Source organism: Pseudomonas sp. MD330_10 (assembly GCF_042610415.1).
In the GTDB taxonomy this organism is placed as follows: domain Bacteria; phylum Pseudomonadota; class Gammaproteobacteria; order Pseudomonadales; family Pseudomonadaceae; genus Aquipseudomonas; species Aquipseudomonas rhodesiae.
This window is the reverse complement of the sequence record NZ_JBHGZU010000009.1, coordinates 95,069-119,293: the sequence shown is the minus strand read 5'-3', so window position 1 is coordinate 119,293 and position 24,225 is coordinate 95,069. Positions and strand designations below refer to the sequence as shown.

The following is a 24,225-nucleotide window of genomic DNA, read 5'->3' as shown; positions in this document are numbered from 1 at the left end:
CCGGCGCGGGGCAAGCCCGCTCACCACAAAAAAAGCCCGCTCATCTCAGTAAGGGGTGAGCGAACGGGGATGACAACGCACCGGTCCCTTACGCCAGGCTCTTGCTGACCACTTCGTACACATCGCTGGACAACTCGCCGGACGCGAGGATGCGCTCCAGCTCGGCCTTCATCAGCGCCTGGCGCGCGCTGTCGTACTTGCGCCAGCGGGTCAGCGGTGCCAATTGGCGCGACGCGATTTGAGGGTTGAGGACGTTCAACTGGATCACCAGGTCCGCCAGGAAGCGGTAACCGGAACCGTCCGCGGCGTGGAAGTTGATCAGGTTCTGCCCGGCAAAGGCGCCGATCAGCGCACGCACCTTGTTCGGGTTCTTGATCGTGAACGCCGGGTGCTCCATCAACGCCTTGACCCGCGCCAGCCCGCCCGGCAGTGTGCTGCCCGCCTGCACGCTGAACCACTGGTCCATGACCAGCGGGTTGTCCTTGAAGTTCTCGGCGAACACCGCCAGCGCCTGGGCTTTTTCCGCCTCGAACGGCGAGTTGACCAGCACCGCCAACGCCGTCAGCCGCTCAGTCATGTTGTCGCAGGCGTCGAACTGTTCCAGGGTCGCCGCCAGCACTTCGGACTTGGCGCTGAGCATCAGGTAGGACAGCGCAATGTTCTGCAAGGCACGTCGCGCAAAGTGTTCGGCCGAGGCCACATAAGGGGTCTGGCGCGACAATTCGCGGTTGGCCTGATAACGCAGCCACAGGGTGTCGAACAAGTGGTCGGCCAGCTGCTTGCGCGCAAATTCGCGGGCGGCATGGATGGCGTCCACGTCCGCCACGTCGCTGATCTCGGTGAGATAGGCTTCGCTCGGCAACGAGAGCATTTCCGCGACCATGGCCTGGTCGAGGGTTTCGTCCGTCAGCACCGTGCGCAGCGCGTCAATCAGACGCTGATCCAACTGCAGCGGCTGACCTGCCTGATGCTGGCCGATCAGCTCCTGCAACACCTGCACCGACAGTTGCTGTCCGGCATCCCAACGGTTGAAGCCGTCGCTGTCGTGCTGCATCAGGAACATCAGTTGATCACGGCTGTAGGGGAAGCTCAGCTTCACCGGCGCCGAGAAGCCGCGCAGCAGCGACGGCAATGGCTGCTCTGGGATATCGACGAAGGTAAAGGTCTGTTCGGCTTGCGTCACCGACAGCACGCGGGAGGTGCCAGCGGCTGCGGCCTCGCCTGCCAGGCGCAGCGGCAGGTCGGCGCCCTTGCCGTCCAGCAAGCCCAGTGCCACCGGGATCACGAAGGGAAGTTTTTCCATCTTGTCCGGAGTCGGCGGGCAGCTCTGGCGGAACGTCAGGCTGTAGGTGTGGGCGGCAGCATCGTAGGACTCGCTCACCGCCAGGCGCGGCGTGCCGGCCTGGCTGTACCAGCGTTTGAACTGGCTGAGATTCACGTTGTTGGCGTCTTCCATGGCCTTGATGAAGTCATCGCAGGTCACGGCCTGGCCGTCGTGGCGTTCGAAGTACAGGTCGCTGCCCTTACGGAAGCCTTCGGCCCCGAGCAAGGTGTGGATCATGCCGACTACTTCCGAACCCTTTTCATACACGGTCAGGGTGTAGAAGTTGGAGATTTCGATAAAGCTGTCCGGGCGCACGGCGTGAGCCATGGGGCCGGCGTCTTCGGCGAACTGGTGAGTGCGCAGGTAGGCCACATCCTGGATGCGCTTGACCGTGGCCGAGTTCATATCGGCGGAGAAGCCCGAGTCACGGAACACCGTGAAACCTTCCTTGAGCGACAGCTGGAACCAGTCGCGGCAGGTCACGCGGTTGCCCGACCAGTTGTGGAAATACTCGTGGGCGACAATCGCTTCGACCCGCTGGTGCGCGGCGTCGGTGGCGGTCTCGGCGCGGGCCAGCACGGCGCTGGAGTTGAAGATATTGAGGCCCTTGTTCTCCATGGCGCCCATGTTGAAGTCATTGACCGCCACGATCATAAAGATGTCGAGGTCGTACTCGCGGCCGTAGGTTTCTTCGTCCCAGCGCATGGATTTTTTCAGGCTGGTCATGGCGTGCTGGCACTTGTCGATGTTTTCCGGCTCGACGTAGATGCGCAGCGCCACTTCACGCTGGGTCATGGTGGTGAAGCTGTCTTCGACGCACCACAGGTCGCCGGCCACCAGGGCGAACAGGTACGCAGGTTTCTTGAATGGGTCTTCCCAGGTCGCCCAGTGACGGCCGTCTTCACCGGGGCCGCTGGCGATCGGGTTGCCGTTGGAGAGCAGCACCGGGTAGCTGTGCTGTTCGGCGATCACCGTGGTGGTGAACCGGCTCATCACGTCCGGGCGGTCGAGGTAATAGGTGATCTTACGAAAGCCCTCGGCTTCGCATTGGGTGCAGAACATGCCGCCGGATTTGTACAGGCCTTCCAACGCGGTATTGGTTTCCGGGTGGATGCGCACGCTGGTGTCGAGCGTGAAGCTGTCGTGGGTCGGGTGCAGGGTCAGGTGGCTGTCGGTCAACTGGTAGTCAGCCTCGGTCAGTTCCTTGTCGCCCAGGTTGACGCTCAGCAGCTCCAGTTGCTGCCCATCCAACACCAGCGGCGGCAGGCCGGCGCCGCGCTCGGGATTGCGGCGCATCACCAACTGCGCGTGGACCAGGCTGTGGTCCTCGAACAACTCGAAGGTCAGGTGCGTCTCGTCGATCAGGTAGTCCGGCGCCTGATAGTCCTTGAGGTAGATCATCTTGGGTTGTTCGGTGCGCATGGTGGGCATCCTTCTACTGATGCACGGCGAGCTGGTAGGCCGTGTACTTGCGAATATTGATAACGCCTGTGTCGAAGATCAGGTATTGGCCTTTGATCCCCAGCAGCGTGCCTTCGGCAATTGGGTTCTTGTCCAGGTTGAAGCTGACAATCTTGGCCGGATACTGCTCGACCGGGTAGCGGATTTCAATCGGTTCGATGTCGGCAATGGTTTGGATGGCCTGTAGGCCAAAGCGTTCCTGCAACCCCTGCAAGCCCTCGGCACAGGCGGCGAATAGCTCGTCGCGCACCTGCTTGAGGTTCACGCTGACCGCGTCGCCCTTGAGCAATGCCCGCCAATTGGTCTTATCGGCCACCTGGCTGCGAAACAAGTCTTCGACAAACCCGGACTGCTGGCGCGTAGCCACGCGCATGATCGGTAACGCTTGGCTGGCGCCCTGATCCAGCCAACGCGTCGGCAGCTGGGTGGCGCGGGTGATGCCGACCTTGATCCCGGAGGAATTGGCCAGGTACACCACGTGGTCGGTCATGCAGAACTGCTCGCCCCAGCTCGGATCGCGGCAAGTGCCGGCGTCGTAATGGCAGCGCTCGGGGCTCATGATGCAAAGGTCGCACTGAGCCAGTTTGGTCATGCACGGGTAGCAATAACCCTGGCTGAAACTGGTCTTGGTCTTGCGCCCGCAATGGCTGCAATGAATGGCACCGAGGTATTCCAGGCGCACGTGGGTGCCAATCAACGGGTTGACCGGCACTTCGGTATCGCCCAGACGAAACGCATATTGAACGGTCGGCTCACCGAGTTTCGCCGACATTTTGCTGACTGCACCGCGACCGATTTCAATCAATGGATCGCGTCCGACTTGAACAGGATATTCGGCACGGTGGTCGACTTCGACTGGCATTCCTGCGGGCCCATGTAACCGGTGCGCTGGTCTTCCGGCAGGTTCTGGATTTCCCAGGCGATCATCGCCTGCAACGACAACTCGCGCTGCTCGGCGGTGAGTTTGCGGCCGTCGGACCATTTACCGATTTCCACGGCGAGCTTGAGGCTCTGGTAGATGTCCGGGGTGATGTTTTCGATCATTTCAGCAAAAGAGGACATGGAGGCTCTTCCTTTAATTAATTGGCGTTTTACGGCGGCTGTAGAGCCCGCCCAGCAGGCCGGTGAAGCAACCGATCACAAGCCCGCCCACATGGGCCGCGTTGGCGATTTCGCCGAAGCCGATCATCGAGACCAACCCCGACAGGCACAGCACCAGCCACACCAGCATCATCGCCAGCACCCCACGGGGCAGGCGATAGGCCGGGTTGGGCGACAACAGTTGATAGATCCAGCAATGCCCGAGCAGGCCATACAACACGCCGGACAACCCGCCAAACAGGCCCGGGCCGCCGTAGGCGTATTGCGCGTAGTTGGAAACCAGGCTGAACAGCAGAGTCAGGCCAAGCAGGTTGATACTGCCCTGGCGCGCGTCGATGCGCCGGCCCAGTTCCCAGTACCACATGCCATTCATGGCCAGGTGCAGAATGCCGAAGTGCAACAGCATCGGCGTGACCAACCGCCACCACTGCCCCGACGCCAGGCTGTCGGCCAAAGGGGTGAACTGAATGTAGTCGCCCAGTACTCGGAACGGCAGAAAGCTCAGCCAGCTCATGGCCTGCAGGTTGTCGCCCAGCAGGGTCAACGCGCCCACCACCAAGCTCGCCAGCAGCACCAATGCGGTCACTGGGCTATGCCGCACTTGCTGGAGGAAACCGGGACGGGTCACGGGAGCCTGTTCGGGAATGTCCAACTGCTGGTCTGGATCGCCGGCCGGGAAGCGTTGATACAACACACGTACGTCATCGCTGATGCTTTCCGGCACCCACAACACTTGCTCACCGGCCTCTTCGCTGACGCGATGGGGCACTTGCATGCGTTGCAGCAATTTGACGAAACCACCCAGGTCGACGCTCAGCGGCAAGCGTAATACGGCCACGGTACTCATAGGATCACCTCCGGCCGCTCGACATCGACCCACACGAACTTATGCGGGTCCAAGCGAGTTTCCTGGTCCAATCGATAGGCCACCAACTTGCCATACAGCACCGCGCTGTAATCCAGACAGGCCAAGTTGGGGCGAATCGGCGCCGGTTTGCCACTGCGCCAGTAGTGGCCGACGAACAGCAACGGCTCGTCGGCGCCATAGCGCAGCAGGGAGTTCTTTTCATGGGGCGATAACGGCGTGCGCGCCACCGGCTCGGGCAGCGCATCGGGTTGGAACACGATGTCGCCGTAGGTCTTGGGGTCGTCTTCCCAGAACTTGGTGCGGAAGAACGAGCGCGTCAGGCCGTCGCCGCCGGTCAGCGTCAGGCCGTCGGGCAGGCGCATATCGGTGCCGCGCAACAGGCGGTCAAAGGCATTGCAGGCAAAACTGCCAGGCACGGCGGCGGCCTGCAGGAAGTGCGGGTCGATGCAACCATCCGGGAATGTGGCGCGCAGCGGCTGGATAAAGCTGTCGTCCCAGCACGCATGCACCACGCGGAAACGCCCGGCATCGACAAACAGCGGCATGTCGTAGAACCAGCCGAGGAAGTCGTGCCAGTCGGCCGGATGCTGCTCGAACTGGGTCAGGGTTTCGTGGATCAAGCGCTCATGCCGTGGGGTGTGCTCGCGCACGTACTGCTTGCCACTGCCCGGCGGCGCCGGCGTGGCCCAGCCCAGGGCATTGAACTCGTGATTGCCCATGATGCACAGCGCCTGGCCGGCTTCGGCCATGTCGTGGACGATATGCAGCGCTTCGCGGATGCGTGGGCCACGGTCGATGATATCGCCGAGGAACACCGCCATGCGCGACGGATGGCGCCAGGTGCCGGCCTGTTTGTGATAACCCATCTGGTCGAGCAAGTGCTCAAGGGTTTGTGCGCATCCGTGCACGTCTCCAATCAGGTCGTAGCTACGCGCGGGATCGAGCATCAGTCGCCTCCACCCCCCAAGCGGCTGCCCCAGCCCAACTTGGTGCGGCACACTTCGTAGTAGTTGTGATCCAGCGGGTGGATCAAGCGCAACTTCTGTGCCTTTTTGCTCACGGTGATGGTGTCACCGGGGGCGCAGGTGAAATGGTTCTGCCCGTCGCAGGAGACTTGCGGGTAGATCTGCATGTCTTTGGACACCACGATTTTCAGCTCACTGTTGCCATCGACCACAATCGGTCGGCTGGACAACATATGGGGATACATCGGCACGATCACAATGGCATCGAGCTTGGGGTGCATGATCGGGCCGCCGGCGGACAGCGCATACGCGGTGGAGCCGGTGGGCGTGGCGACGATCAGGCCGTCGGCTTTCTGGCTGCACACGAACTGGCCGTCGATATACAACTCGAATTCGATCATGCGGGTGGACTTGCCAGGGTGCAGCACCACATCGTTGAGCGCATCACCCTGACCGATGGCTTCGCCATGGCGACGCACTTCGGCTTGCAGCAGGAAACGGTTTTCCACCAGGTATTGGCCGTCGAGCACCTTGGCCACTTCGACTTCCAGCTCATCGGGGCGGATATCGGTGAGAAACCCCAGACTGCCCCGGTTGATCCCCAGCACCGGCACGTTATGCCGCGCCAGCGCCCGGGCTGCGCCCAGCAGGCTACCGTCGCCGCCGACCACAATCACCATGTCACATACTTCGCCGAGCATCTTGCGCGATGAGGTCTGTAGGCCGTGGCCCGGCAGGATTTCGGCGATGGTGTCTTCGAGGATCACATGCAGGTGGCGCTCGAGCAGAAACTTCTTAAGCCGGCGGACGGTGTCCAGCACCTGGGTACTGCCCAGGCGACCGATAATGCCGATATTGCGAAATTGCTCCATGGGGCTCCTGCGGGATTGGGGTGTGGCGAAAAACCCCGATTATGGGCGAAAGGCCGCGCCAGGCAAAATCCTTTGTCGCCGCGAAGCCTTGATGACAACGGTTCTCAGCCCCCTTCTGCGCGGTTAAACGGCTATGCTCGGACCATGACTGTGTTCCCCGATCTACTCAACCTGCCCCGCCAACTGCGCCACCCGGAGGTGCGCGACTTGGCGTGGGTGATCCTCGCCCCGCCGATGCTAGCCCGCGCGCCCTGGCCGCAGCGTCACCCGCTGGCCGGCAGTGACTGGGTGCAAGCGCCGGATCGGCTCGCCCACTGGCTGCGCAGTCTCGACCAGGACAGCCGGGCCTTGCAGCACTGGTTGAGCCTGTCGCGCACGCGGCGCTTGGGGCTGTACTACGAGCGCTTGTGGCAATTTGCCGTGCAGCATGCGCCGGGCGTGGAATTGCTGGCCGCCAACCTGCCGATCCGCCGCGCCGGGCATACCCTCGGTGAGCTGGACATGCTGCTGCGCGACCGCGACGGCGTGCATCACCTGGAATTGGCGATCAAGCTCTATCTCGGCCCGCAGCACGGCAACGGCCAGGACACCGCGCAATGGCTGGGCCCCGGCTGTCACGACCGCCTCGACCGTAAACTGGCGCATCTGGCCCAGCATCAACTGCCGATTTCAGCACGGGCCGAGAGCCGCGAAGCTTTGGCGGCGCTGGATATTCAGCAGTTCGACGCGCACTTGTGGCTGGGCGGGTATTTGCTCTACCCCTGGCCCGGCCTGGCCGAACCACCGACGGGCGCGCACCCTCAGCACCTGCGCGGGCGTTGGTTGCATCAGCGCGATTGGCGGGATTTTGTCGCGGTCAGCGCGCCCGGACGCTGGCAACCCCTGCCCCGCCATGCCTGGCTGGCGCCGGCGCATTACCCGGCGGATGAAGTGTGGAGTGAGGAACAGCTGCGGGCGTGGCTGGCCGACCTTGATCCGCTGGCGCCTGCGCAGTTGCTCGTGCGCATGGTGCAGAACGGCGGGGATTGGGAGGAAGCCGAGCGCTTGTTTCTGGTGGCCGATCTTTGGCCGAATGTGCCGGGGGCTGGTTGATGGCGGGTGTGGTGTATGTGAGTGCGTCATCGGGGGCAAGCCCCCTCCCACACTGACCGCATTCCAAAGGGTGTACTCGATCAAATGTGGGAGGGGGCTCGCCCCCGATGGCGGTGGTACCGCCACTACACCTCATCGATATGCCGGTAATCCAACTGCAACCCAGCCGCCAACTCCTGGGCCCGCCCCAGCCTGATCGGCCCGCGCTCGATATCCACCAGCAACCCCGCACACGCCAATAACGGCAACCCGCCGATGTCCTTGAGCCGCCCATCCGTAATCACCAACACACGCTGCTGCTCAGCCGGATACCGCTTGCGTCGCGCCACCATCCAATGCTGCGCCTCGGTCAGTGCCGCCAGCAACGGCGTGCCACCGCCCGCACCCAGCTGATCCAGCCAGCCGGTCAGGCTTCTGGCAGCTTTCAACCCTTGAACCTGCCACTTCGGCGCCTGGCCGCTGGCGGTCAACAAGGCCATGCGTGCGCGTTGCCGGTAGGCGTCGTCAAAGAGCTGGGCGAGCAACCCCTTTGCGTCGGTTAATGCACGATGCCGCCGGGTGGACGCCGACGCATCGACGATCACCAGCCACAACTCGTGGGCCGCGCGGCTGCGCAGGTGGTAGCACAGGTCTTCACGTGAATGCGGCCGGCCGCCGAGCAAAGTACCGGGCCAGTTGATCGAACCCTGCCGGGCACTGCGCGCCTTGCCTTGCCTGCCGTTGTCCAGTCGCCCGACCTTGGGGCGGGCATCCGTCCCCGCGTCAGGTCGGGGGCGGATGCCTAGGGCTTTTTTGGCCAGGTGGGCACGTCTCGGCGAGTGCCGGTGGGCAGGGCCGGCGCGGGCATATCGCCCCATTGGCCTTGAGCGGGCGAGCCGTCCGAAGGTTTCGGCGACTGTGCCTGGCTGGGCGGGCTGGCCGGTGGAGATGGTTCCTGGCGACGATGGCGCAAGGCAAGTTCCGCGACGGCTTCGATGTCTTCCTCGGCAATCTCATCCGCGCCCCGCCACGCCGCATGGGCCCGAGCGCCGCGCAGCCAGACCAGGTCAGCACGCAAACCATCGACACCGGCGGCAAAGCAGCGCTCGGTAATCTGCGCCAGGGCCTGATCATCCAGCTCGATACTGTCCAACCGCGCCCGCGCCTGAGTGCAGCGCTCGCGCAACGCTGCCTGCTGTTCAGCCCACTCGGTGCAAAAGGCGGCGGGATCGCTGTCGAAATCCAGGCGGCGCCGGAGGATCTGCCCGCGCTCGGCCGGCAAGGTCTGCCCGCTTAACGCCACATTGAAGCCGAAGCGGTCCAGCAGTTGAGGGCGCAACTCGCCCTCCTCCGGGTTCATGGTGCCAACCAGTACAAAGCGCGCCGAATGGCGGTGGGAAATGCCGTCGCGCTCGATCAGGTTGGTGCCACTGGCGGCCACGTCCAGCAGCAGATCCACCAGATGATCGGGCAGCAAATTCACTTCATCCACATACAGCACACCGCCATCGGCCTTGGCCAGCACGCCCGGGGAAAACTGCGCACGCCCCTCGCCCAGCGCGGCGTCCAGATCCAGAGTGCCCACCAAGCGTTCTTCGGTGGCCCCCAGCGGCAACGTCACGAATTGACCGCTGGCCAACAGATCGGCCAGGCCACGGGCCAGGGTGGACTTGGCCATGCCGCGCGGACCTTCGATCAGCACGCCGCCGATCTTGGGATCGATAGCCGCCAGACACAGCGCCAGTTTCAGGTCATCGGCGCCGACCACGGCGGACAGCGGGAAATGGGGAATATCGGTCATTGACTGTCTTCTTCTATATCCAGCAACAGGTTTTCCAAGGCGTCACGGTAAGCACCTGGCGCCTGCCAGAGGCCGCGCTGCTGGGCTTCGAGCATGCGCTCGGTCATGTCGCGCAATGCGTCGGGGTTGTGTTGTTGCACGAACGCCCGGGTGTCAGGGTCGAGCAGGTAGGCATCGGCAAGCAAGGCATATTGATGATCGTCAATCAGCGCCGTGGTGGCGTCGAAGGCGAACAGATTGTCCACGGTGGCCGCCATCTCGAACGCGCCTTTATAGCCATGACGCTTCACCCCTTCGATCCACTTGGGGTTGGCGGCGCGGGCGCGGATCACCCGGTTCAGCTCTTCCTTCAAGGTGCGAATCTTCGGCAGGTCCGGCTGGCTGTGGTCACCGTGGTAGCTGGCGGCCTTGTCGCCGCTCAGGGTTTCCACAGCGGCGAGCATGCCGCCCTGGAACTGGTAATAGTCATTGGAATCAAGCAGGTCGTGTTCGCGATTGTCCTGGTTCTGCACCACCGCCTGCACCTGGCTCAGGCGCTGGGCAAACTGCTCGCGGGCGGCGGTGCCCTCGTCGGACCCGCCATAGGCGTAGCCACCCCAGTTCAGGTAGACCTCGGCGAGGTCCGCACGGCTTTGCCAAAAACGCCCATCAATCGCGCCCTGCACCCCCGCGCCATAGGCCCCCGGCTTGGCACCGAAGATGCGCCAACCGGCCTGCTTGGCTGCCGCGTCGTCGTCCAGCCCGGATTGACGCAATGCCTCGCGCTCGCTGCGCACCTTGGCGGCCAGCGGGTTCATATCGTCCGGTTCATCCAGTGCCGCCACCGCCTGCACCGCTGCGTCGAACAGGCGGATCAGGTTGGCGAAGGCATCACGGAAGAACCCCGACACGCGCAAGGTCACATCGACGCGCGGGCGATCCAGCAGGCTGATCGGCAGGATCTCGAAGTCGTCCACCCGCTGGCTGCCGGTGGCCCAGACCGGGCGCACGCCCATGAGCGCCATGGCCTGCGCGATATCGTCGCCGCCGGTACGCATCGTGGCGGTGCCCCATACCGACAGGCCGAGCTGACGCAGGTGATCGCCATGATCTTGCAGGTGCCGCTCCAGAATCAGGTTGGCCGACTGGAAGCCGATACGCCAGGCCGTGGTGGTGGGCAGGTTGCGCACATCCACGCTGAAGAAATTGCGCCCGGTGGGCAGCACGTCCAGGCGCCCGCGACTCGGCGCACCGCTGGGCCCCGCCGGCACGAAGCGACCGCTCAGCGCATCCAGCAAGCCGCGCATTTCCGCCGGGCCGCAGGCGTCCAGGCGCGGCGCGACGACACTGCGCAGGTTGTCGATCACTGCACTCACCTCTTCCCAGCCCGGTGCCTGCAATACCGCCAGCGGACCGTTCAAGGCTTGCTCAATCAACTGCGCCGCATACAGCTCCAGGCGCTCGCGGGTATCGCCAGCGGTGCGCCAAGGCTGACTATCAATGCCTTGCAACACCTCGGGGCGCCGCCCGGTCCAGGGTTCGGCCAGGGCGCAGTCCAGCGGGTCGAAGCCCAGCGCGAAGGCCTTGGCCAACACGCGCAGCAGGCTCGATTGCGCGCCACGCCCGTCGCCGCGCGGAATGCGCAGCAAGGCCAGCAATGTGTCGATGCGCAAACGGCCCTGGGGCGATTCGCCGAAGATGTGCAGGCCGTCGCGAATCTGAGATTCCTTGAGGTCGCACAGGTAGGTGTCCAGGCGCGGTAGCCAAATCGCGGCATCGGCATCGCCGTCCAGCTGCAATTCCTGGTCGATGCGGGTTTCGCGCACCAGTTTGAGAATGTCTTTCTGCAACTCGCGGGCGCGGCGTGGGTCGAGCAGTTGCGCTTCGTAATACTCGTCCGCCAGCAGCTCCAGGTCGCGCAGCGGACCGTAGGTTTCGGCGCGGGTCAGCGGTGGCATCAGGTGATCGATGATCACCGCCTGGGTACGACGTTTGGCCTGGGCGCCCTCGCCCGGGTCGTTGACGATAAACGGATAGATGTTCGGCAGCGGCCCCAGCAATGCATCCGGCCAGCAGTGCTCCGAGAGGCCCACGCCCTTGCCCGGCAGCCATTCCAGGTTGCCGTGCTTGCCGACGTGGATCACGCCATGGGCGCCATAGGTATGGCGCAACCAGAAGTAGAACGCCAGGTAGCCATGGGGCGGCACCAGGTCCGGGTCGTGGTACACCGCGCTGGCGTCCACCTGATAGCCGCGCGCCGGCTGGATACCGACAAAGGTCAGGCCCAGGCGCAAGCCGGCGATCATCAGGCGGCCATCGCGGCACATCGGGTCTTGCTGCGGCGCGCCCCAACGCTGCAACACGGCCTGACGGTTGGCTTCGGGCAAGCGCAAGAACAACGCCTCGTACTCGTCCAGGCCCAGGCTCTGGTGGCAAGGGCGCAGGTCCAGGCTGTCGAGGTCGTTGGTCACGCCACCGAGCAGTTCATGGATCAACGCAGTGCCGCTGTCGGGCAGTCGATCCGGCAGCGGATAGCCCTCGGTTTGCAGCGCGCGCAGGATATTCAGCGCCGCCGCCGGAGTGTCCAGGCCGACGCCGTTGCCGATGCGACCATCACGGGTCGGGTAGTTGGCCAGCACCAGGGCGATGCGTTTTTCCCCATTCGGCACTCGCGCCAGCTCGACCCAGCGCCGCGCCAGTTCGGCGACGAAATCCATGCGTTCGGGCGCGGCGCGATAGCACACCACGTCGGACTGACTGCGCTCGCTATGCCAGGCCAAATCCTTGAAGCTGATCGGCCGGCTGATGATGCGCCCGTCCAGCTCCGGCAAGGCAATGTGCATGGCCAGGTCACGGGGCCCCAGGCCCTGTTCGCTGGCCTCCCAGCCGGGCTGGTTGTCCTGGGCGCAGATCGCCTGGATCACCGGGATATTGCGCCGAAACGGGCGCAAATGCGGCGCCTCCGGGCTGGATTGAGCAAAGCCGGTGGTGTTGAGAATGACCGCCGCGCCGACCTCGTCCAGCAGATCCTCGACCACCGTCAGGCAGCCAGGCTCTTTCAAACTCGCCACCGCCATCGGCAACGGGTTAAGCCCCGCCGCCTGCAGACGCTGGCAGAACACATCGATAAAGCAGGTATTGGCCGCCTGCAGATGGGAGCGATAGAACAGCACCGCCGCCACCGGCCACTCGGCGCGCCAATCCGCCTGCCAATCGCTCAAGCGCGGGTTGGCGTGGCGCGGGTGATAAATCGCCGTGCGCGGCAAGGTGTGCGGCTCGGCCCAGGCATAGTCACGGCCCAGGTGAGCGCTGGCCAGGCAGCGATAGAAACCCAGCGCATTGCCCAACCCGCCCTGGCGCAGGAACTGCCACAGGCGGTCGCGCTGTTCGGGGTCAACCGTGCTCAGGCCGCTGAGTTCCGGGTCCGGGCGATCATCCCCCGGCACCAGAATCAACGTCACCCCACGCTCGGCCAGCTCCACCAGGCGCTCGACGCCATAGCGCCAGTAACCGATACCGCCGTGCAGCGAAATCAGAATGACTTTCGCGTGGCGCAGCACCTCGTCGACGTACAGGTCCACCGAGGCATGGTTCTGCACCTGCATGGGGTTGGCCAGGCGCAGGCTGGGATAGTCGTCGGGCAGTTGCCGGGCTGCTTCGGCCAGTAGCGCCAAGCTGGAATCGCCGCTGCACAGGACCACCAGTTCGGCGGGCGTCTGGCCAAGGTCGGCGATATTGTCGTCCGCGACAAAACCGCCGGGCTGAGTCCTGAGCAGGTGCATGGGTTAAACGCTGAGCGCGGCGCGCAGTTGCGCTTCGAGGCCGGCGGCGTCCAGGTCCTGACCGATCAGCACCAGGCGCGTGGTGCGCGGCTCGTCGGCCGTCCAGGCGCGGTCGAAGTGTTTGTCGAAACGGGTGCCCACGCCCTGAATCAGCAGGCGCATCGGTTTGTTGGGGATAGCGGCAAAACCTTTGACGCGCAGGATGCCGTGCTGCACCACCAATTGCGTCAGGGCGTCGAGCAGCAGCGCTTCATCTGCCTGTGGCAGATCGATGGAGATGGAGTCGAACGCGTCGTGGTCGTGATCGTCTTCACCTTCGTGGTGGTGGTCGTGATGGCTGTGACGCGCGTCGATGTGTTCCTCAGAGCCTGCGCCCAGGCCGATCAGCACCTCCAGGGGCAAGCGACCGCTGCTGGCTTCGACGATCTTCACCGCCGGCGGCAGTTCTTCGGCGACTTCCAGGCGCACACGGGCCAGGTCATCGGGGCTGATCAGGTCGCACTTGTTGAGGATCACCAGGTCGGCGCTGGCCAGTTGGTCGGCAAATAGTTCGTGCAGCGGCGATTCGTGGTCCAGGTTCGGGTCGAGCTTGCGCTGGGCGTCGACCTGATCCGGGAACGCAGCAAAAGTGCCGGCGGCCACGGCTGGGCTGTCGACCACGGTGATTACCGCGTCAACCGTGCAGGCGCTGCGGATTTCCGGCCACTGGAAGGCTTGGACCAAGGGTTTTGGCAGGGCCAGGCCCGAGGTTTCGATCAGGATATGGTCGAGGTCGCCACGGCGCGCCACCAATTCGCGCATCACCGGAAAGAACTCTTCCTGCACGGTGCAGCACAGGCAGCCGTTGGCCAGCTCATACACGCGGCCGTTGGCTTCTTCCTCGGTGCAGCCGATGGAGCACTGTTTGAGGATCTCGCCGTCGATGCCCAACTCACCGAACTCGTTGACGATCACCGCAATGCGACGGCCCTGAGCGTTGTCGAGCATATGGCGCAGCAACGTGGTTTTGCCCGAGCCGAGGAAGCCGGTAACGATTGTGACGGGAAGTTTGGCCAGTGTTTTCATCGGATGCCCTTGGGGGCGGGCATACGGGACGATAGGCCCTGCGCAGGCGCGCAGCAGCGGATTTCGTCACCGGATCACCCCGCCCGGTTGAATTAAAAAATCGGTGACGAGGCAGGTCTCCTGGCTTGGGGCGTTCGGGTCGCAAGACCGGCGCTGACTGCGCCTTCCCGCCTGATGGCAGTGGCGTGGCAGTCAACTGAACCCTTCACAGTTGCGGGGGCAGCCGCGGCTTGGACCGCGTTCCCTTCTTAGCTTCGACCTGGGCCGAAGAACCTCGAAGGTGCAAGGCTACAGGGGGATGGTGAATTTGACTACCGCTGCTCTGCATGCTTTCCTACAGGCCTTGTTTCGGGTGCCCTTCACAGGGTGAAACGGGAAACCGGTGCGCCATCTTGCGATGGTCAGTCCGGTGCTGCCCCCGCAACGGTAAGCGAGCGAAGCGTCACGGCCACTGTGCTTGAGCATGGGAAGGCGACGCTTTAAGGGTTCTTGGCAGAGCCCCCTCGCAAGCCCGGAGACCGGCCCGAAAAAATCAGATAACAAACCCGCGGTGGGCGGGCGCTGTTCAAACCCTGCGGGTCCGGCTCGCGGGGTTTTTATGCGCACGTCCCCACCCCAGACACCTGAAAGGGACGCGCCATGTCGATCATCAGCAGCACTTCGCCCGCCACCAGCGGCACCACTACCCTGAGCCAACGCCTGACCGCCGCCATCGGTGCGTCGATCCTCGGCGCGTGCCTGGTGTACTTCGCCGGTTTTTCCCACATCGAGGCGGTGCATAACGCCGCCCACGATACCCGCCACAGCGCCGCGTTCCCGTGCCACTGAGACCTGCCGAGATGATTAAGCGTATTGCGCAAACCGCAGGATTCACCGGCCTGCTGGCCGCCCTGCTGCTGACCCTGCTGCAAAGCTTCTGGGTGGCACCGCTGATTTTGCAGGCCGAGACCTTCGAGCAGGCACCGGCAGCCCATGAACACGCCACCGGCACCGCCGCGCACACCCACGACGCAGAGGCCTGGGAGCCGGAAGATGGCTGGCAGCGCGTGCTGTCGACTACTGCCGGCAACCTGGTGGTGGCCGTCGGTTTTGCCTTGATGCTGGCCGGTCTCTACACCCTGCGCGCCCCGACCCGCACGGCTCAGGGCCTGCTGTGGGGCTTGGCCGGTTATGCGACTTTCGTGCTGGCACCCACCCTGGGCCTGCCGCCGGAACTGCCGGGCACCGCAGCAGCTGACCTGGCGCTGCGTCAGACCTGGTGGATCGGCACTGCCGCGTCCACCGCGGCCGGTATCGCCCTGCTGGTGTTCGGTCGCAATGCGCTGCTCAAAGTCCTGGGCGTGGCCATCCTTGTAGTGCCCCATGTGATTGGTGCGCCACAGCCGGCAGTGCATTCAATGCTGGCGCCGGAGGCGCTGGAAGCGCAGTTCAAAATCGCTTCGCAGCTGACCAACATGGCGTTCTGGCTGGCCCTGGGCCTGATCAGCGCGTGGTTGTTCCGGCGTAACCGCGACAGTCATTACGCGGCATGAGCCTCGTCGCCGGTCTGGGCTGCCAGCGAGGTTGTGAGGTTCACAGCCTGTTGGCGCTGCTGGATGAGGCATTGGCCGAAGCAGGCGTCGAGCGCCGGCAGCTCACTGCACTGGCGAGTATCGATCTGAAACACGCTGAACCAGGGCTGCTGGCATTGGCCACAGCCTTGGACCTGCCCTTGTGCTGCTTTAACGCCCAGCACTTGGCGGCATATGAAGGTCGGCTGAGCCACAAATCTGCCGTGGCTTTTGCCCATACCGGCTGTTACGGCATTGCCGAAAGCGCCGCGCTGGCAGCGGCCGAACAGCTCGACGCAGCCCCTGCCAGACTGCTGATCACCCGCCGCAAAAACGCCCGTGCCACCGTGGCATTGGCCTGCACGGGTTAAAAACCCGATAATCGCCCTCCCCGATCATGAACAATCTTCATGCTCGTCCGTTTTTTCACAGGAACGCTCCATGACCGTCTACTTTATCGGCGCTGGCCCCGGCGACCCGGAATTGATCACTGTCAAAGGCCAGCGGTTGATCCGCAGTTGCCCGGTGATTATCTACGCGGGGTCACTGGTGCCCGCGGCGGTGCTGGAGGGTCATCAGGCCTCACAGGTGGTCAACAGCGCTGAGCTGCACCTGGAGCAGATCATTGAGTTGATCCAGACCGCCCACGCCAATGGCTTCGATGTGGCGCGAGTCCACTCCGGCGACCCGAGCCTGTATGGCGCCATTGGCGAGCAGATTCGCTGCTTGCGTGCGTTGGGCATCCCATTCCAGATCATCCCCGGCGTCACCGCCGTTGCCGCTTGCGCGGCCTTGCTGGAAACCGAACTGACCCTGCCGGACATCGCCCAGAGCGTGATCCTGACGCGCTACGCCGACAAGACCCCCATGCCCGCCGGCGAAGACTTCGCCAGCCTGGCTCGACATGGCACCACCATGGCGATTCACCTGGGGGTCAACCATCTGGAAAAGATCGTCGCCGAACTGCTTCCACACTACGGTGCGGATTGCCCGATCGCCGTGGTGCATCGCGCAACCTGGCCGGATCAGGATTGGGTGACAGGGACGCTGGGGGATATTGCCGAGAAAGTCGTCGCCAAAGGGTTTCGGCGCACGGCGTTGATTTTAGTGGGTCGGGTGTTGGCCAGTGACGGTTTCAGTGAATCCTCGTTGTATCGGGCGGGGCATGCGCACCTTTATCGAACTTTATAAATAACTTTATCAATTAGATATAAGCTTTTGATTTAGTTTATTTTTATAGAGGCGTATCAGTTGGCGGCTTAGTTGCTGATCCGGCGCTATCGGGGGCAAGCCCCCTCCCACATGAAGCAACCTCGCAGCGTCCAGTGAACGCGGTCTACTGTGGGAGGGGGCTTGCCCCCGATAGGGACTTCCAGTAGTTGAAGGCCACGCTGACTCACTACAATCTTAGGCAAGCCTTTTCATCACTTAATCTGATTTATGAGATAAATATCTCAACCAACTGAATTTAAATCAAAAAAAACGGCGCTCACGGGGCGCCGTTTTTTTGTTCGCAGCGAACGCCTTACTCAGTAGTAGGCGTTTTCTTTCTGCGTATGGTCGGTCACGTCACGCACACCCTTGAGCTCCGGTATACGCTCCAGCAAGGTGCGCTCGATGCCTTCCTTCAAGGTTACGTCGGCCTGGCCGCAGCCTTGGCAGCCGCCGCCGAACTTCAACACAGCGATGCCATCTTCGACCACGTCGATCAGGCTCACCTGACCGCCGTGGCTGGCCAGTCCTGGGTTGATCTCGGTTTGCAAGTAGTAGTTGATGCGCTCGTTCACCGGGCTGTCGGCGTTGACGTTCGGCACCTTGGCGTTCGGCGCCTTGATGGTCAACTGGCCGCCCATACGGTCGGTGGCGTAGTCCACCACCGCGTCGTCGAGAAACGCTTCGCTGAAGCTATCGATGTATGCGGTGAAGCTTTTCAGCCCCAGGGCAGTGTCTTCAGGTTTCTCTTCACCGGGCTTGCAGTAGGCAATGCACGTCTCGGCGTATTGGGTGCCGGGCTGGGTGATAAAGACGCGGATGCCGATGCCTGGGGTGTTCTGCTTGGACAGCAGGTCGGCCAGGTAATCGTGGGCGGCGTCGGTAATGGTTATGGCAGTCATGGAAACTCCTCACAGGCTTGCCGGCAGTTTACGCCAAATCATTACAGAGTTACAAAGTCCCAGTATTTTTGTCGGAAAAGCCGGTCACGCAGGTCAGAGGTTTTGATAACGATTCATGTCCAGCACGCCCTCTTCCAGTGGAGTGGTCTCGTGGAGGTAGCGCGACAGGTCGTGAAAATACGCCCAGAACTGCGGATGGCTGCGACGCACGCCCCAGCGATCGACGATCTTCTCAAAGCTCTCGGCGTCCTGGGCCTGCTCCATGCGGGAGACGAACTCCGGCACGTCTCCGGCGGGAATATTGAACATAAAGTTCGGGTAGCTGCTCATCACCCCAGGGTAGACCGTCAGCGTGTCCAGCCCCGGCTGGTAGCGGTACGCCTCCCCTAGCAGGAACGCTACGTTACTGTGGGCACGGTTGCGCAACAGGCTGTAGACCTCACGTTTGCCGCTTGGGGTTTCCACGCGCAGCATCGTGGCTTCGGGCAATTGATTGATCACTTTGAGCCCAGCCGCCGGGCGCGATGCAAGGCGGCTCAGGGCCTGGTCGACGTCCTGCAGCACCGGATCGATGCCCTCACGCGAGCAGTACGCACCGGTACAACGATTGATCGGGTCAGGGCTGACGTTCAAGTCGCCGTAGCGGGCGAGCAACTGCTGGGCGAAATCGCGTTTCGGGTCCTTCTTATCCAGGTGCAGGCCAGTGGGCTTATCATCGTCGATGGCTTCGTAGTCCAGCCAAAGCTTGAGCTTGCCGCTGTTCTGGTACCAGTCGTCGAGGTAGTCCTCGCGAGAGTCCGCCGGCATCAAGCGCAGGAAGTTCTGCTCGGCGCCATTGCGGATCAGGTCGAAATACAGGCGAGTCTGGGCCTGGTGCGAGACATTGCCGAACACATCGAAATTGACCACCAACTGGTAATAGGTGCGCTCCAGCAACGGGTAATCGAACAGCCACATCGTCTGCGGCACCTCGCCGATCAGGCCCTTATTGACCGACGCGCTGTCGAAGTGACGGAAGATGCTCAACAGCGCATTATCATTACCGGCCCACAGGGTCGACCAACTGGACGCCGGCAGGTCTGCGTAGCTGTCGCGGCGCAGGGCTTCGTACTGGTTGCGTTTGTCGCGGTATTTGAGCCACAGGCTAAGCACGCTGCCCACGTCATCGTTCTGCCCCGGCATCGCCAGCAACGGTGTGGCTTGGCCGCGATAGCGCGCATCGGTGATGTACAGGTCATGGTCCGGGGCCTGGAACAAAGCCCAGAAGTTATCGCGGATCACGTCCGTGGCGATCTGCCCACGGCACACCGGCCCGCGAATAAAGGTACGCACGAAGTATTCGGCGTTATCCAACATGAACTGATAGCGCGCCTGGGCCGGGATCGCCTCAAAGGTCTCGAACGGGTTGGCACGCCGCCCTGGGCCGTAGCCCGGTAACGCGCTGACCTGCCAGTCGCTGCCATAGAACAAAGCTTTGATCCGCGCCATTTTCTGCGCGCTGAGCGGATAGGTGATGTGGGTTTTATGCACGATCACGCCCTGGATCGGCCACAGACGGTAGTAAATCCGCGTGCCCGGGTCGTCGTTGGGGCGACGGGTGTTGATCAGGTCAATCGGTTGGCCGCTGGGCGTGCGCGAGCGCACCCACTGAAAGAAATGCCCCGGCTCACCGCCCTCGAAGTACAGATGGGCGATAAACAGGTGCTCGAACAGCCAGCGCGCCACCAGGCTTTCGCGGGCGCCGGGGGCGTTGAGCAGATTTTCCCATTGCAGCACCTGCGCCGCTTCGCGGGCACTGGGTGCCACGCCTTGCTCGTCGATGGGCGCCCCGGAGGCCAGCCAGCGTTGCAGTGTCTGGTATTGCTGGTCGGTCAGCCCGGTGACCGCCAGCGGCATGCCTTCATTGGGATGGGCGCCGGCATAGGCGTCGAACTCCCCCGGCAAGGGGCACATGTTTTCACGATTGAGGCCCAGCACAATGTCGTCGGGCAGCTTGCCATTAGGCTGCAAGGGCGTACGACGATGTCCCAGCTCCAGCATGCGCGCCATCAAGGCAGCCTGACTGCCCTGGGCATCCAGCACCGAACTGAACCCTTCGCGCTGCCAGGCGGCCTTGCCGAAGGCGTCATAGAACAAACGGGTCGGCTTAGTTGCCTGGCTGCGTTCGCCATCGTAGACCGGTACTTTGCTCGCGCCCCGCGCCGCACCTTCGCCACTGCCCAGGTTCAACTGGCAGGCGGAGTCGTAGCACGCATGGCAGGCCACGCACTTCTCGGTGAAAATCGGTTGGATATCGCGGGTGTAGGAGATTGCCGGAACGGGACTCTGGGCGTGGACGGTGCTGGCGAGCAAGGCCAATGCGGCGCAGACGAGTGAACGAAGTAACATGGATCGGTCCCGATTCAAGGGGTACGCTGAAAAATTGCCGGTGATTCTACCGGGCCATGCCTGGCGGCAACATGAACGATATTCATGCAAAACCCAGGCATGCTCCAAATCCGCACAGGTTTGCTATGATCCACGCCCTCCGTAATGCCTGACCAGAGTAGTCCCATGTCCGATCGTAGCGCTCGTCTGCAAGCTCTTCACCACGCCCTCAAGGAACGTATCCTGATCCTCGACGGCGGCATGGGCACGATGATCCAGAGCTATAAACTGGAAGAACACGACTACCGTGGCAAACGCTTTGCCGACTGGCCCAGCGACGTCAAGGGCAACAACGACCTGCTGGTGATCACCCGCCCCGACGTGATCGGCGGGATCGAAAAGGCTTATCTGGATGCCGGCGCCGACATCCTCGAAACCAACACCTTCAATGCCACGCGGATTTCCATGGCCGACTACGGCATGGAAGAACTGGCCTATGAGCTGAACGTCGAAGGCGCACGCCTGGCGCGCAAGATTGCCGATGCCAAGACCGCCGAGAACCCGGACAAGCCGCGTTTCGTCGCCGGTGTACTGGGCCCGACCAGCCGCACGTGCTCGCTGTCGCCCGACGTGAACAACCCCGGCTACCGCAACGTAACCTTCGATGAACTGGTGGAGAACTACACCGAGGCCACCAAGGGCCTGATCGAAGGGGGCGCCGACCTGATCCTGATCGAAACCATCTTCGACACCCTCAACGCCAAAGCCGCGATCTTCGCCGTGCAAGGGGTGTTCGAGGAACTGGGCCTTGAGCTGCCGATCATGATCTCCGGCACCATCACCGACGCTTCCGGCCGGACCCTGTCGGGCCAGACCACCGAAGCGTTCTGGAACTCGGTAGCCCACGCCAAGCCGATTTCCGTGGGCCTGAACTGCGCCCTCGGGGCCAGCGAACTGCGCCCGTACCTGGAAGAGTTGTCCAACAAGGCCAACACCCATGTGTCCGCGCACCCCAACGCCGGCCTGCCCAACGAATTCGGCGAGTACGACGAGTTGCCGGCGCAGACCGCCAAGGTCATCGAAGAATTCGCCCAGAGCGGCTTTCTCAATATCGTCGGCGGTTGCTGCGGCACCACGCCGGGCCATATCGAAGCCATCGCCAAGGCCGTGGCCGGTTATGCGCCGCGCGTAATCCCGGACATCCCCAAGGCCTGCCGCCTGTCGGGGCTGGAGCCGTTCACCATCGATCGCAACTCGCTGTTCGTCAACGTCGGCGAACGCACCAACATCACCGGTTCTGCCAAGTTCGCCCGGCTGATCCGTGAGGACAACTACACCGAAGCCCTGGAAGTCGCCCTGCAGCAGGTGGAAGCCGGCGCCCAGGTGATCGACATCAACATGGACGAAGGCATGCTCGATTCGAAGAAGGCCATGGTGACCTTCCTCAATCTGATTGCCGGCGAGCCGGACATTTCCCGCGTCCCGATCATGATCGACTCCTCCAAGTGGGAAGTGATCGAGGCCGGCCTCAAGTGCATCCAGGGCAAGGGCATCGTCAACTCCATCAGCATGAAGGAAGGCGTCGAGCAGTTCATCCACCACGCCAAACTGTGCAAGCGCTACGGCGCGGCGGTGGTGGTGATGGCGTTCGACGAGGCCGGCCAGGCCGACACCGAAGCGCGCAAGAAAGAAATCTGCAAACGCTCCTACGACATTCTGGTCAATGAAGTGGGTTTCCCGCCGGAAGACATCATCTTCGACCCGAACATCTTTGCGGTCGCCACCGGTATCGAGGAACACAACAACTACGCGGTCGACTTTATCAACGCCTGCGCCTACATCCGCGATGAGCTGCCGTATGCGCTGAGTTCCGGCGGTGTGTCCAACGTGTCGTTCTCGTTCCGCGGCAACAACCCGGTGCGCGAGGCGATCCACTCGGTGTTCCTGCTGCATGCGATCCGCAATGGCTTGACCATGGGCATCGTCAACGCCGGCCAGTTGGAGATCTACGATCAGATCCCCGCCGAGCTGCGCGACGCGGTGGAAGACGTGGTCCTTAACCGCACCCCGGACGGCACCGACGCCCTCCTTGCCATTGCCGACAAATACAAGGGCGACGGGAGCGTCAAGGAAGCCGAGACCGAAGAATGGCGCGGCTGGGACGTCAACAAGCGTCTGGAGCATGCGCTGGTCAAGGGCATCACCACCCATATCGTCGAAGACACCGAGGAATCGCGGCTGTCGTTCGCGCGCCCGATCGAAGTGATCGAGGGCCCGCTGATGTCCGGCATGAACATCGTCGGCGACCTGTTCGGCGCCGGCAAAATGTTCCTGCCCCAGGTGGTGAAATCCGCCCGGGTGATGAAACAGGCCGTGGCCCACTTGATCCCCTTTATCGAGCTGGAAAAAGGCGATAAGCCAGAAGCCAAGGGCAAAATCCTGATGGCTACCGTCAAAGGCGACGTGCACGACATCGGCAAGAACATTGTCGGTGTGGTATTGGGTTGCAACGGCTATGACATCGTCGACCTGGGTGTGATGGTGCCGGCGGAGAAAATCCTGCAAGTGGCCAAGGAACAGAAGTGCGACATCATCGGGCTGTCGGGGCTGATCACGCCGTCCCTGGACGAGATGGTGCATGTGGCGCGCGAAATGCAGCGCCAGGACTTCCACCTGCCGCTGATGATCGGCGGCGCCACCACCTCCAAGGCACACACGGCGGTGAAGATCGAACCCAAGTACAGCAACGATGCAGTGATCTATGTGACCGACGCCTCGCGCGCCGTGGGCGTGGCTACGCAACTGCTGTCCAAGGAATTGAAGGCTGGTTTTGTCGAGAAGACCCGCCAGGACTACATCGAAGTGCGCGAACGCACCTCCAACCGCAGTGCGCGCACCGAGCGCCTGAGCTACGCGGCCGCCATCGCCAAGAAGCCGCAGTTCGACTGGGCCAACTACACCCCAGTGACGCCGACCTTCACTGGCGCCAAGGTCCTGGACAATATCGACCTGAGGGTGCTGGCCGAATACATCGACTGGACGCCGTTCTTTATTTCCTGGGACCTGGCGGGCAAATTCCCGCGCATCCTCACCGATGAAGTGGTGGGCGAAGCGGCAACCGCGCTGTACGCCGATGCCCAGGCCATGCTCGATAAGTTGATCAACGAAAAACTCATCAGCGCCCGTGCGGTGCTCGGTTTCTGGCCGGCCAACCAAGTCGACGAGGATGACCTGGAGGTCTACGGCGACGATGGCCAGCCCCTCGCCAAGCTGCATCACCTGCGCCAACAGATCATCAAGACCGACGGCAAGCCGAACTTCTCCCTGGCCGACTTCGTCGCCCCCAAGAACAGCGGCGTGACCGACTACATCGGTGGCTTTATTACTACCGCTGGCATCGGCGCCGAAGAAGTGGCCAAGGCGTACCAGGACGCCGGCGACGACTACAACTCGATCATGGTCAAAGCCCTCGCCGACCGCTTGGCCGAAGCCTGCGCCGAGTGGCTGCACCAGCAGGTGCGCAAGGAGCACTGGGGTTACGCCAAGGATGAACAACTGGACAACGAGGCGCTGATCAAAGAGCAGTACAGCGGCATCCGCCCTGCCCCCGGCTACCCTGCGTGCCCGGACCACACCGAGAAAGCCCAACTGTTCCAACTGTTGGACCCCGAAGCCCGCGAAATGCACGCCGGGCGCAGCGGTGTGTTCCTTACCGAGCACTATGCGATGTTCCCGGCAGCGGCCGTCAGCGGCTGGTATTTCGCCCATCCCCAGGCGCAATACTTTGCCGTGGGCAAGATCGATAAAGACCAAGTCGCCAGCTATACCGCACGCAAGGGCCAGGATCTGACCGTGACCGAACGCTGGCTGGCGCCGAACCTGGGCTACGACAGCTAAACCTGGCG

The 24,225-nt window shown here is 62.9% G+C and carries 18 protein-coding genes and 2 riboswitches; of the genes, 6 read left to right on the top strand and 12 right to left on the bottom strand.

Annotated elements, in window-relative coordinates; genetic code table 11:
* Positions 1-88: 88 nt before the first annotated feature.
* The 6 genes from pepN to ACFZPT_RS16290 are packed head-to-tail and all read right to left on the bottom strand — an operon-like array spanning position 89 to position 6,591.
* Positions 89-2,746, bottom strand: a complete 2,658-nt coding sequence (pepN, locus tag ACFZPT_RS16315; RefSeq protein WP_034097059.1) for an aminopeptidase N — start codon at positions 2,744-2,746, stop codon at positions 89-91.
* Positions 2,747-2,759: 13 nt separating this feature from the next.
* On the bottom strand, positions 2,760-3,590 hold the full coding sequence (locus ACFZPT_RS16310) for a DUF2797 domain-containing protein (RefSeq protein ID WP_034113190.1): 831 nt from the start codon (positions 3,588-3,590) through the stop codon (positions 2,760-2,762).
* The gene (locus tag ACFZPT_RS16305) at positions 3,587-3,847 is read right to left on the bottom strand and encodes a YeaC family protein (protein ID WP_034097057.1); all 261 of its coding nucleotides are present in this window, start codon (positions 3,845-3,847) and stop codon (positions 3,587-3,589) included. Before ACFZPT_RS16305 ends, ACFZPT_RS16310 begins: the two co-directional genes overlap by 4 nt.
* Positions 3,848-3,860: 13 nt before the next feature.
* Positions 3,861-4,733, bottom strand: coding sequence for a rhomboid family intramembrane serine protease (locus ACFZPT_RS16300; RefSeq protein ID WP_379555466.1), 873 nt, complete (start codon positions 4,731-4,733; stop codon positions 3,861-3,863).
* Positions 4,730-5,704, bottom strand: coding sequence for a metallophosphoesterase (locus ACFZPT_RS16295; protein WP_177449842.1), 975 nt, complete (start codon positions 5,702-5,704; stop codon positions 4,730-4,732). The genes ACFZPT_RS16300 and ACFZPT_RS16295 overlap by 4 nt, the downstream gene beginning before the upstream one ends.
* Complete coding sequence (locus ACFZPT_RS16290; protein ID WP_034097054.1) at positions 5,701-6,591, bottom strand: NAD(+) kinase; 891 nt, start codon at positions 6,589-6,591, stop codon at positions 5,701-5,703. Before ACFZPT_RS16290 ends, ACFZPT_RS16295 begins: the two co-directional genes overlap by 4 nt.
* Positions 6,592-6,735: 144 nt before the next feature.
* On the opposite strand from ACFZPT_RS16290, the gene ACFZPT_RS16285 reads away from it, so the two are divergent.
* Positions 6,736-7,683, top strand: coding sequence for a DUF1853 family protein (locus ACFZPT_RS16285; RefSeq protein WP_034113184.1), 948 nt, complete (start codon positions 6,736-6,738; stop codon positions 7,681-7,683).
* Positions 7,684-7,808: 125 nt separating this feature from the next.
* Here the strand turns inward: ACFZPT_RS16285 and ACFZPT_RS16280 are convergent, their stop codons facing one another.
* From ACFZPT_RS16280 to cobW, 4 genes are read right to left on the bottom strand one after another with little or no spacing between them, the layout of a single operon-like run.
* On the bottom strand, positions 7,809-8,411 hold the full coding sequence (locus tag ACFZPT_RS16280; protein WP_034097363.1) for a VWA domain-containing protein: 603 nt from the start codon (positions 8,409-8,411) through the stop codon (positions 7,809-7,811).
* 53 nt (positions 8,412-8,464) lie between these two features.
* Complete coding sequence (locus ACFZPT_RS16275; protein ID WP_034113183.1) at positions 8,465-9,463, bottom strand: ATP-binding protein; 999 nt, start codon at positions 9,461-9,463, stop codon at positions 8,465-8,467.
* Positions 9,460-13,224: a cobaltochelatase subunit CobN gene (gene cobN / locus ACFZPT_RS16270; protein ID WP_034113181.1), complete on the bottom strand. Its 3,765-nt coding sequence runs from the start codon at positions 13,222-13,224 to the stop codon at positions 9,460-9,462. Before cobN ends, ACFZPT_RS16275 begins: the two co-directional genes overlap by 4 nt.
* Positions 13,225-13,227: 3 nt before the next feature.
* The gene (cobW, locus tag ACFZPT_RS16265) at positions 13,228-14,289 is read right to left on the bottom strand and encodes a cobalamin biosynthesis protein CobW (RefSeq protein WP_034097050.1); all 1,062 of its coding nucleotides are present in this window, start codon (positions 14,287-14,289) and stop codon (positions 13,228-13,230) included.
* Between the two features lie 92 nt (positions 14,290-14,381).
* Positions 14,382-14,581: riboswitch (cobalamin riboswitch) on the bottom strand.
* Between the two features lie 41 nt (positions 14,582-14,622).
* Positions 14,623-14,831, top strand: a riboswitch (cobalamin riboswitch).
* Between the two features lie 97 nt (positions 14,832-14,928).
* Between cobW and ACFZPT_RS16260 the strand changes: the two genes are divergently transcribed.
* The 4 genes from ACFZPT_RS16260 (at position 14,929) to cobM (ending at position 17,030) form a co-directional block, all read left to right on the top strand.
* The gene (locus tag ACFZPT_RS16260; protein ID WP_034097049.1) at positions 14,929-15,117 is read left to right on the top strand and encodes a CbtB domain-containing protein; all 189 of its coding nucleotides are present in this window, start codon (positions 14,929-14,931) and stop codon (positions 15,115-15,117) included.
* 11 nt (positions 15,118-15,128) lie between these two features.
* Positions 15,129-15,821, top strand: coding sequence for a CbtA family protein (locus ACFZPT_RS16255; protein WP_034097048.1), 693 nt, complete (start codon positions 15,129-15,131; stop codon positions 15,819-15,821).
* Complete coding sequence (locus ACFZPT_RS16250; protein WP_034097047.1) at positions 15,818-16,210, top strand: cobalamin biosynthesis protein; 393 nt, start codon at positions 15,818-15,820, stop codon at positions 16,208-16,210. The genes ACFZPT_RS16255 and ACFZPT_RS16250 overlap by 4 nt, the downstream gene beginning before the upstream one ends.
* A gap of 70 nt (positions 16,211-16,280) precedes the next feature.
* Positions 16,281-17,030, top strand: coding sequence for a precorrin-4 C(11)-methyltransferase (gene cobM / locus ACFZPT_RS16245; protein WP_034113179.1), 750 nt, complete (start codon positions 16,281-16,283; stop codon positions 17,028-17,030).
* Between the two features lie 338 nt (positions 17,031-17,368).
* Here cobM and nfuA read toward each other — a convergent pair whose 3' ends face one another.
* Positions 17,369-17,953, bottom strand: a complete 585-nt coding sequence (gene nfuA / locus ACFZPT_RS16240; protein WP_034097045.1) for a Fe-S biogenesis protein NfuA — start codon at positions 17,951-17,953, stop codon at positions 17,369-17,371.
* A 93-nt stretch (positions 17,954-18,046) separates the two neighbouring features.
* The gene (locus ACFZPT_RS16235; protein WP_034113177.1) at positions 18,047-20,341 is read right to left on the bottom strand and encodes a fatty acid cis/trans isomerase; all 2,295 of its coding nucleotides are present in this window, start codon (positions 20,339-20,341) and stop codon (positions 18,047-18,049) included.
* Between the two features lie 165 nt (positions 20,342-20,506).
* On the opposite strand from ACFZPT_RS16235, the gene metH reads away from it, so the two are divergent.
* Positions 20,507-24,217, top strand: a complete 3,711-nt coding sequence (gene metH, locus ACFZPT_RS16230; RefSeq protein WP_034113175.1) for a methionine synthase — start codon at positions 20,507-20,509, stop codon at positions 24,215-24,217.
* The last annotated feature ends 8 nt before the right edge of the window (positions 24,218-24,225 follow it).

Excerpts from the sequence above, each read along its gene's own strand:
- ACFZPT_RS16300 (WP_379555466.1), bottom strand. The coding sequence starts at position 4,733 with ATGAGTACCGTGGCCGTATTACGCTTGCCGCTGAGCGTCGACCTGGGT.
- nfuA (WP_034097045.1), bottom strand. The coding sequence starts at position 17,953 with ATGACTGCCATAACCATTACCGACGCCGCCCACGATTACCTGGCCGAC.
- ACFZPT_RS16275 (WP_034113183.1), bottom strand. The coding sequence starts at position 9,463 with ATGACCGATATTCCCCATTTCCCGCTGTCCGCCGTGGTCGGCGCCGAT.
- ACFZPT_RS16235 (WP_034113177.1), bottom strand. The coding sequence starts at position 20,341 with ATGTTACTTCGTTCACTCGTCTGCGCCGCATTGGCCTTGCTCGCCAGC.
- ACFZPT_RS16305 (WP_034097057.1), bottom strand. The coding sequence starts at position 3,847 with ATGTCCTCTTTTGCTGAAATGATCGAAAACATCACCCCGGACATCTAC.
- cobW (WP_034097050.1), bottom strand. The coding sequence starts at position 14,289 with ATGAAAACACTGGCCAAACTTCCCGTCACAATCGTTACCGGCTTCCTC.
- cobM (WP_034113179.1), top strand. The coding sequence starts at position 16,281 with ATGACCGTCTACTTTATCGGCGCTGGCCCCGGCGACCCGGAATTGATC.
- ACFZPT_RS16290 (WP_034097054.1), bottom strand. The coding sequence starts at position 6,591 with ATGGAGCAATTTCGCAATATCGGCATTATCGGTCGCCTGGGCAGTACC.
- ACFZPT_RS16260 (WP_034097049.1), top strand. The coding sequence starts at position 14,929 with ATGTCGATCATCAGCAGCACTTCGCCCGCCACCAGCGGCACCACTACC.
- ACFZPT_RS16250 (WP_034097047.1), top strand. The coding sequence starts at position 15,818 with ATGAGCCTCGTCGCCGGTCTGGGCTGCCAGCGAGGTTGTGAGGTTCAC.
- ACFZPT_RS16255 (WP_034097048.1), top strand. The coding sequence starts at position 15,129 with ATGATTAAGCGTATTGCGCAAACCGCAGGATTCACCGGCCTGCTGGCC.
- cobN (WP_034113181.1), bottom strand. The coding sequence starts at position 13,224 with ATGCACCTGCTCAGGACTCAGCCCGGCGGTTTTGTCGCGGACGACAAT.
- metH (WP_034113175.1), top strand. The coding sequence starts at position 20,507 with ATGTCCGATCGTAGCGCTCGTCTGCAAGCTCTTCACCACGCCCTCAAG.
- ACFZPT_RS16285 (WP_034113184.1), top strand. The coding sequence starts at position 6,736 with ATGACTGTGTTCCCCGATCTACTCAACCTGCCCCGCCAACTGCGCCAC.
- pepN (WP_034097059.1), bottom strand. The coding sequence starts at position 2,746 with ATGCGCACCGAACAACCCAAGATGATCTACCTCAAGGACTATCAGGCG.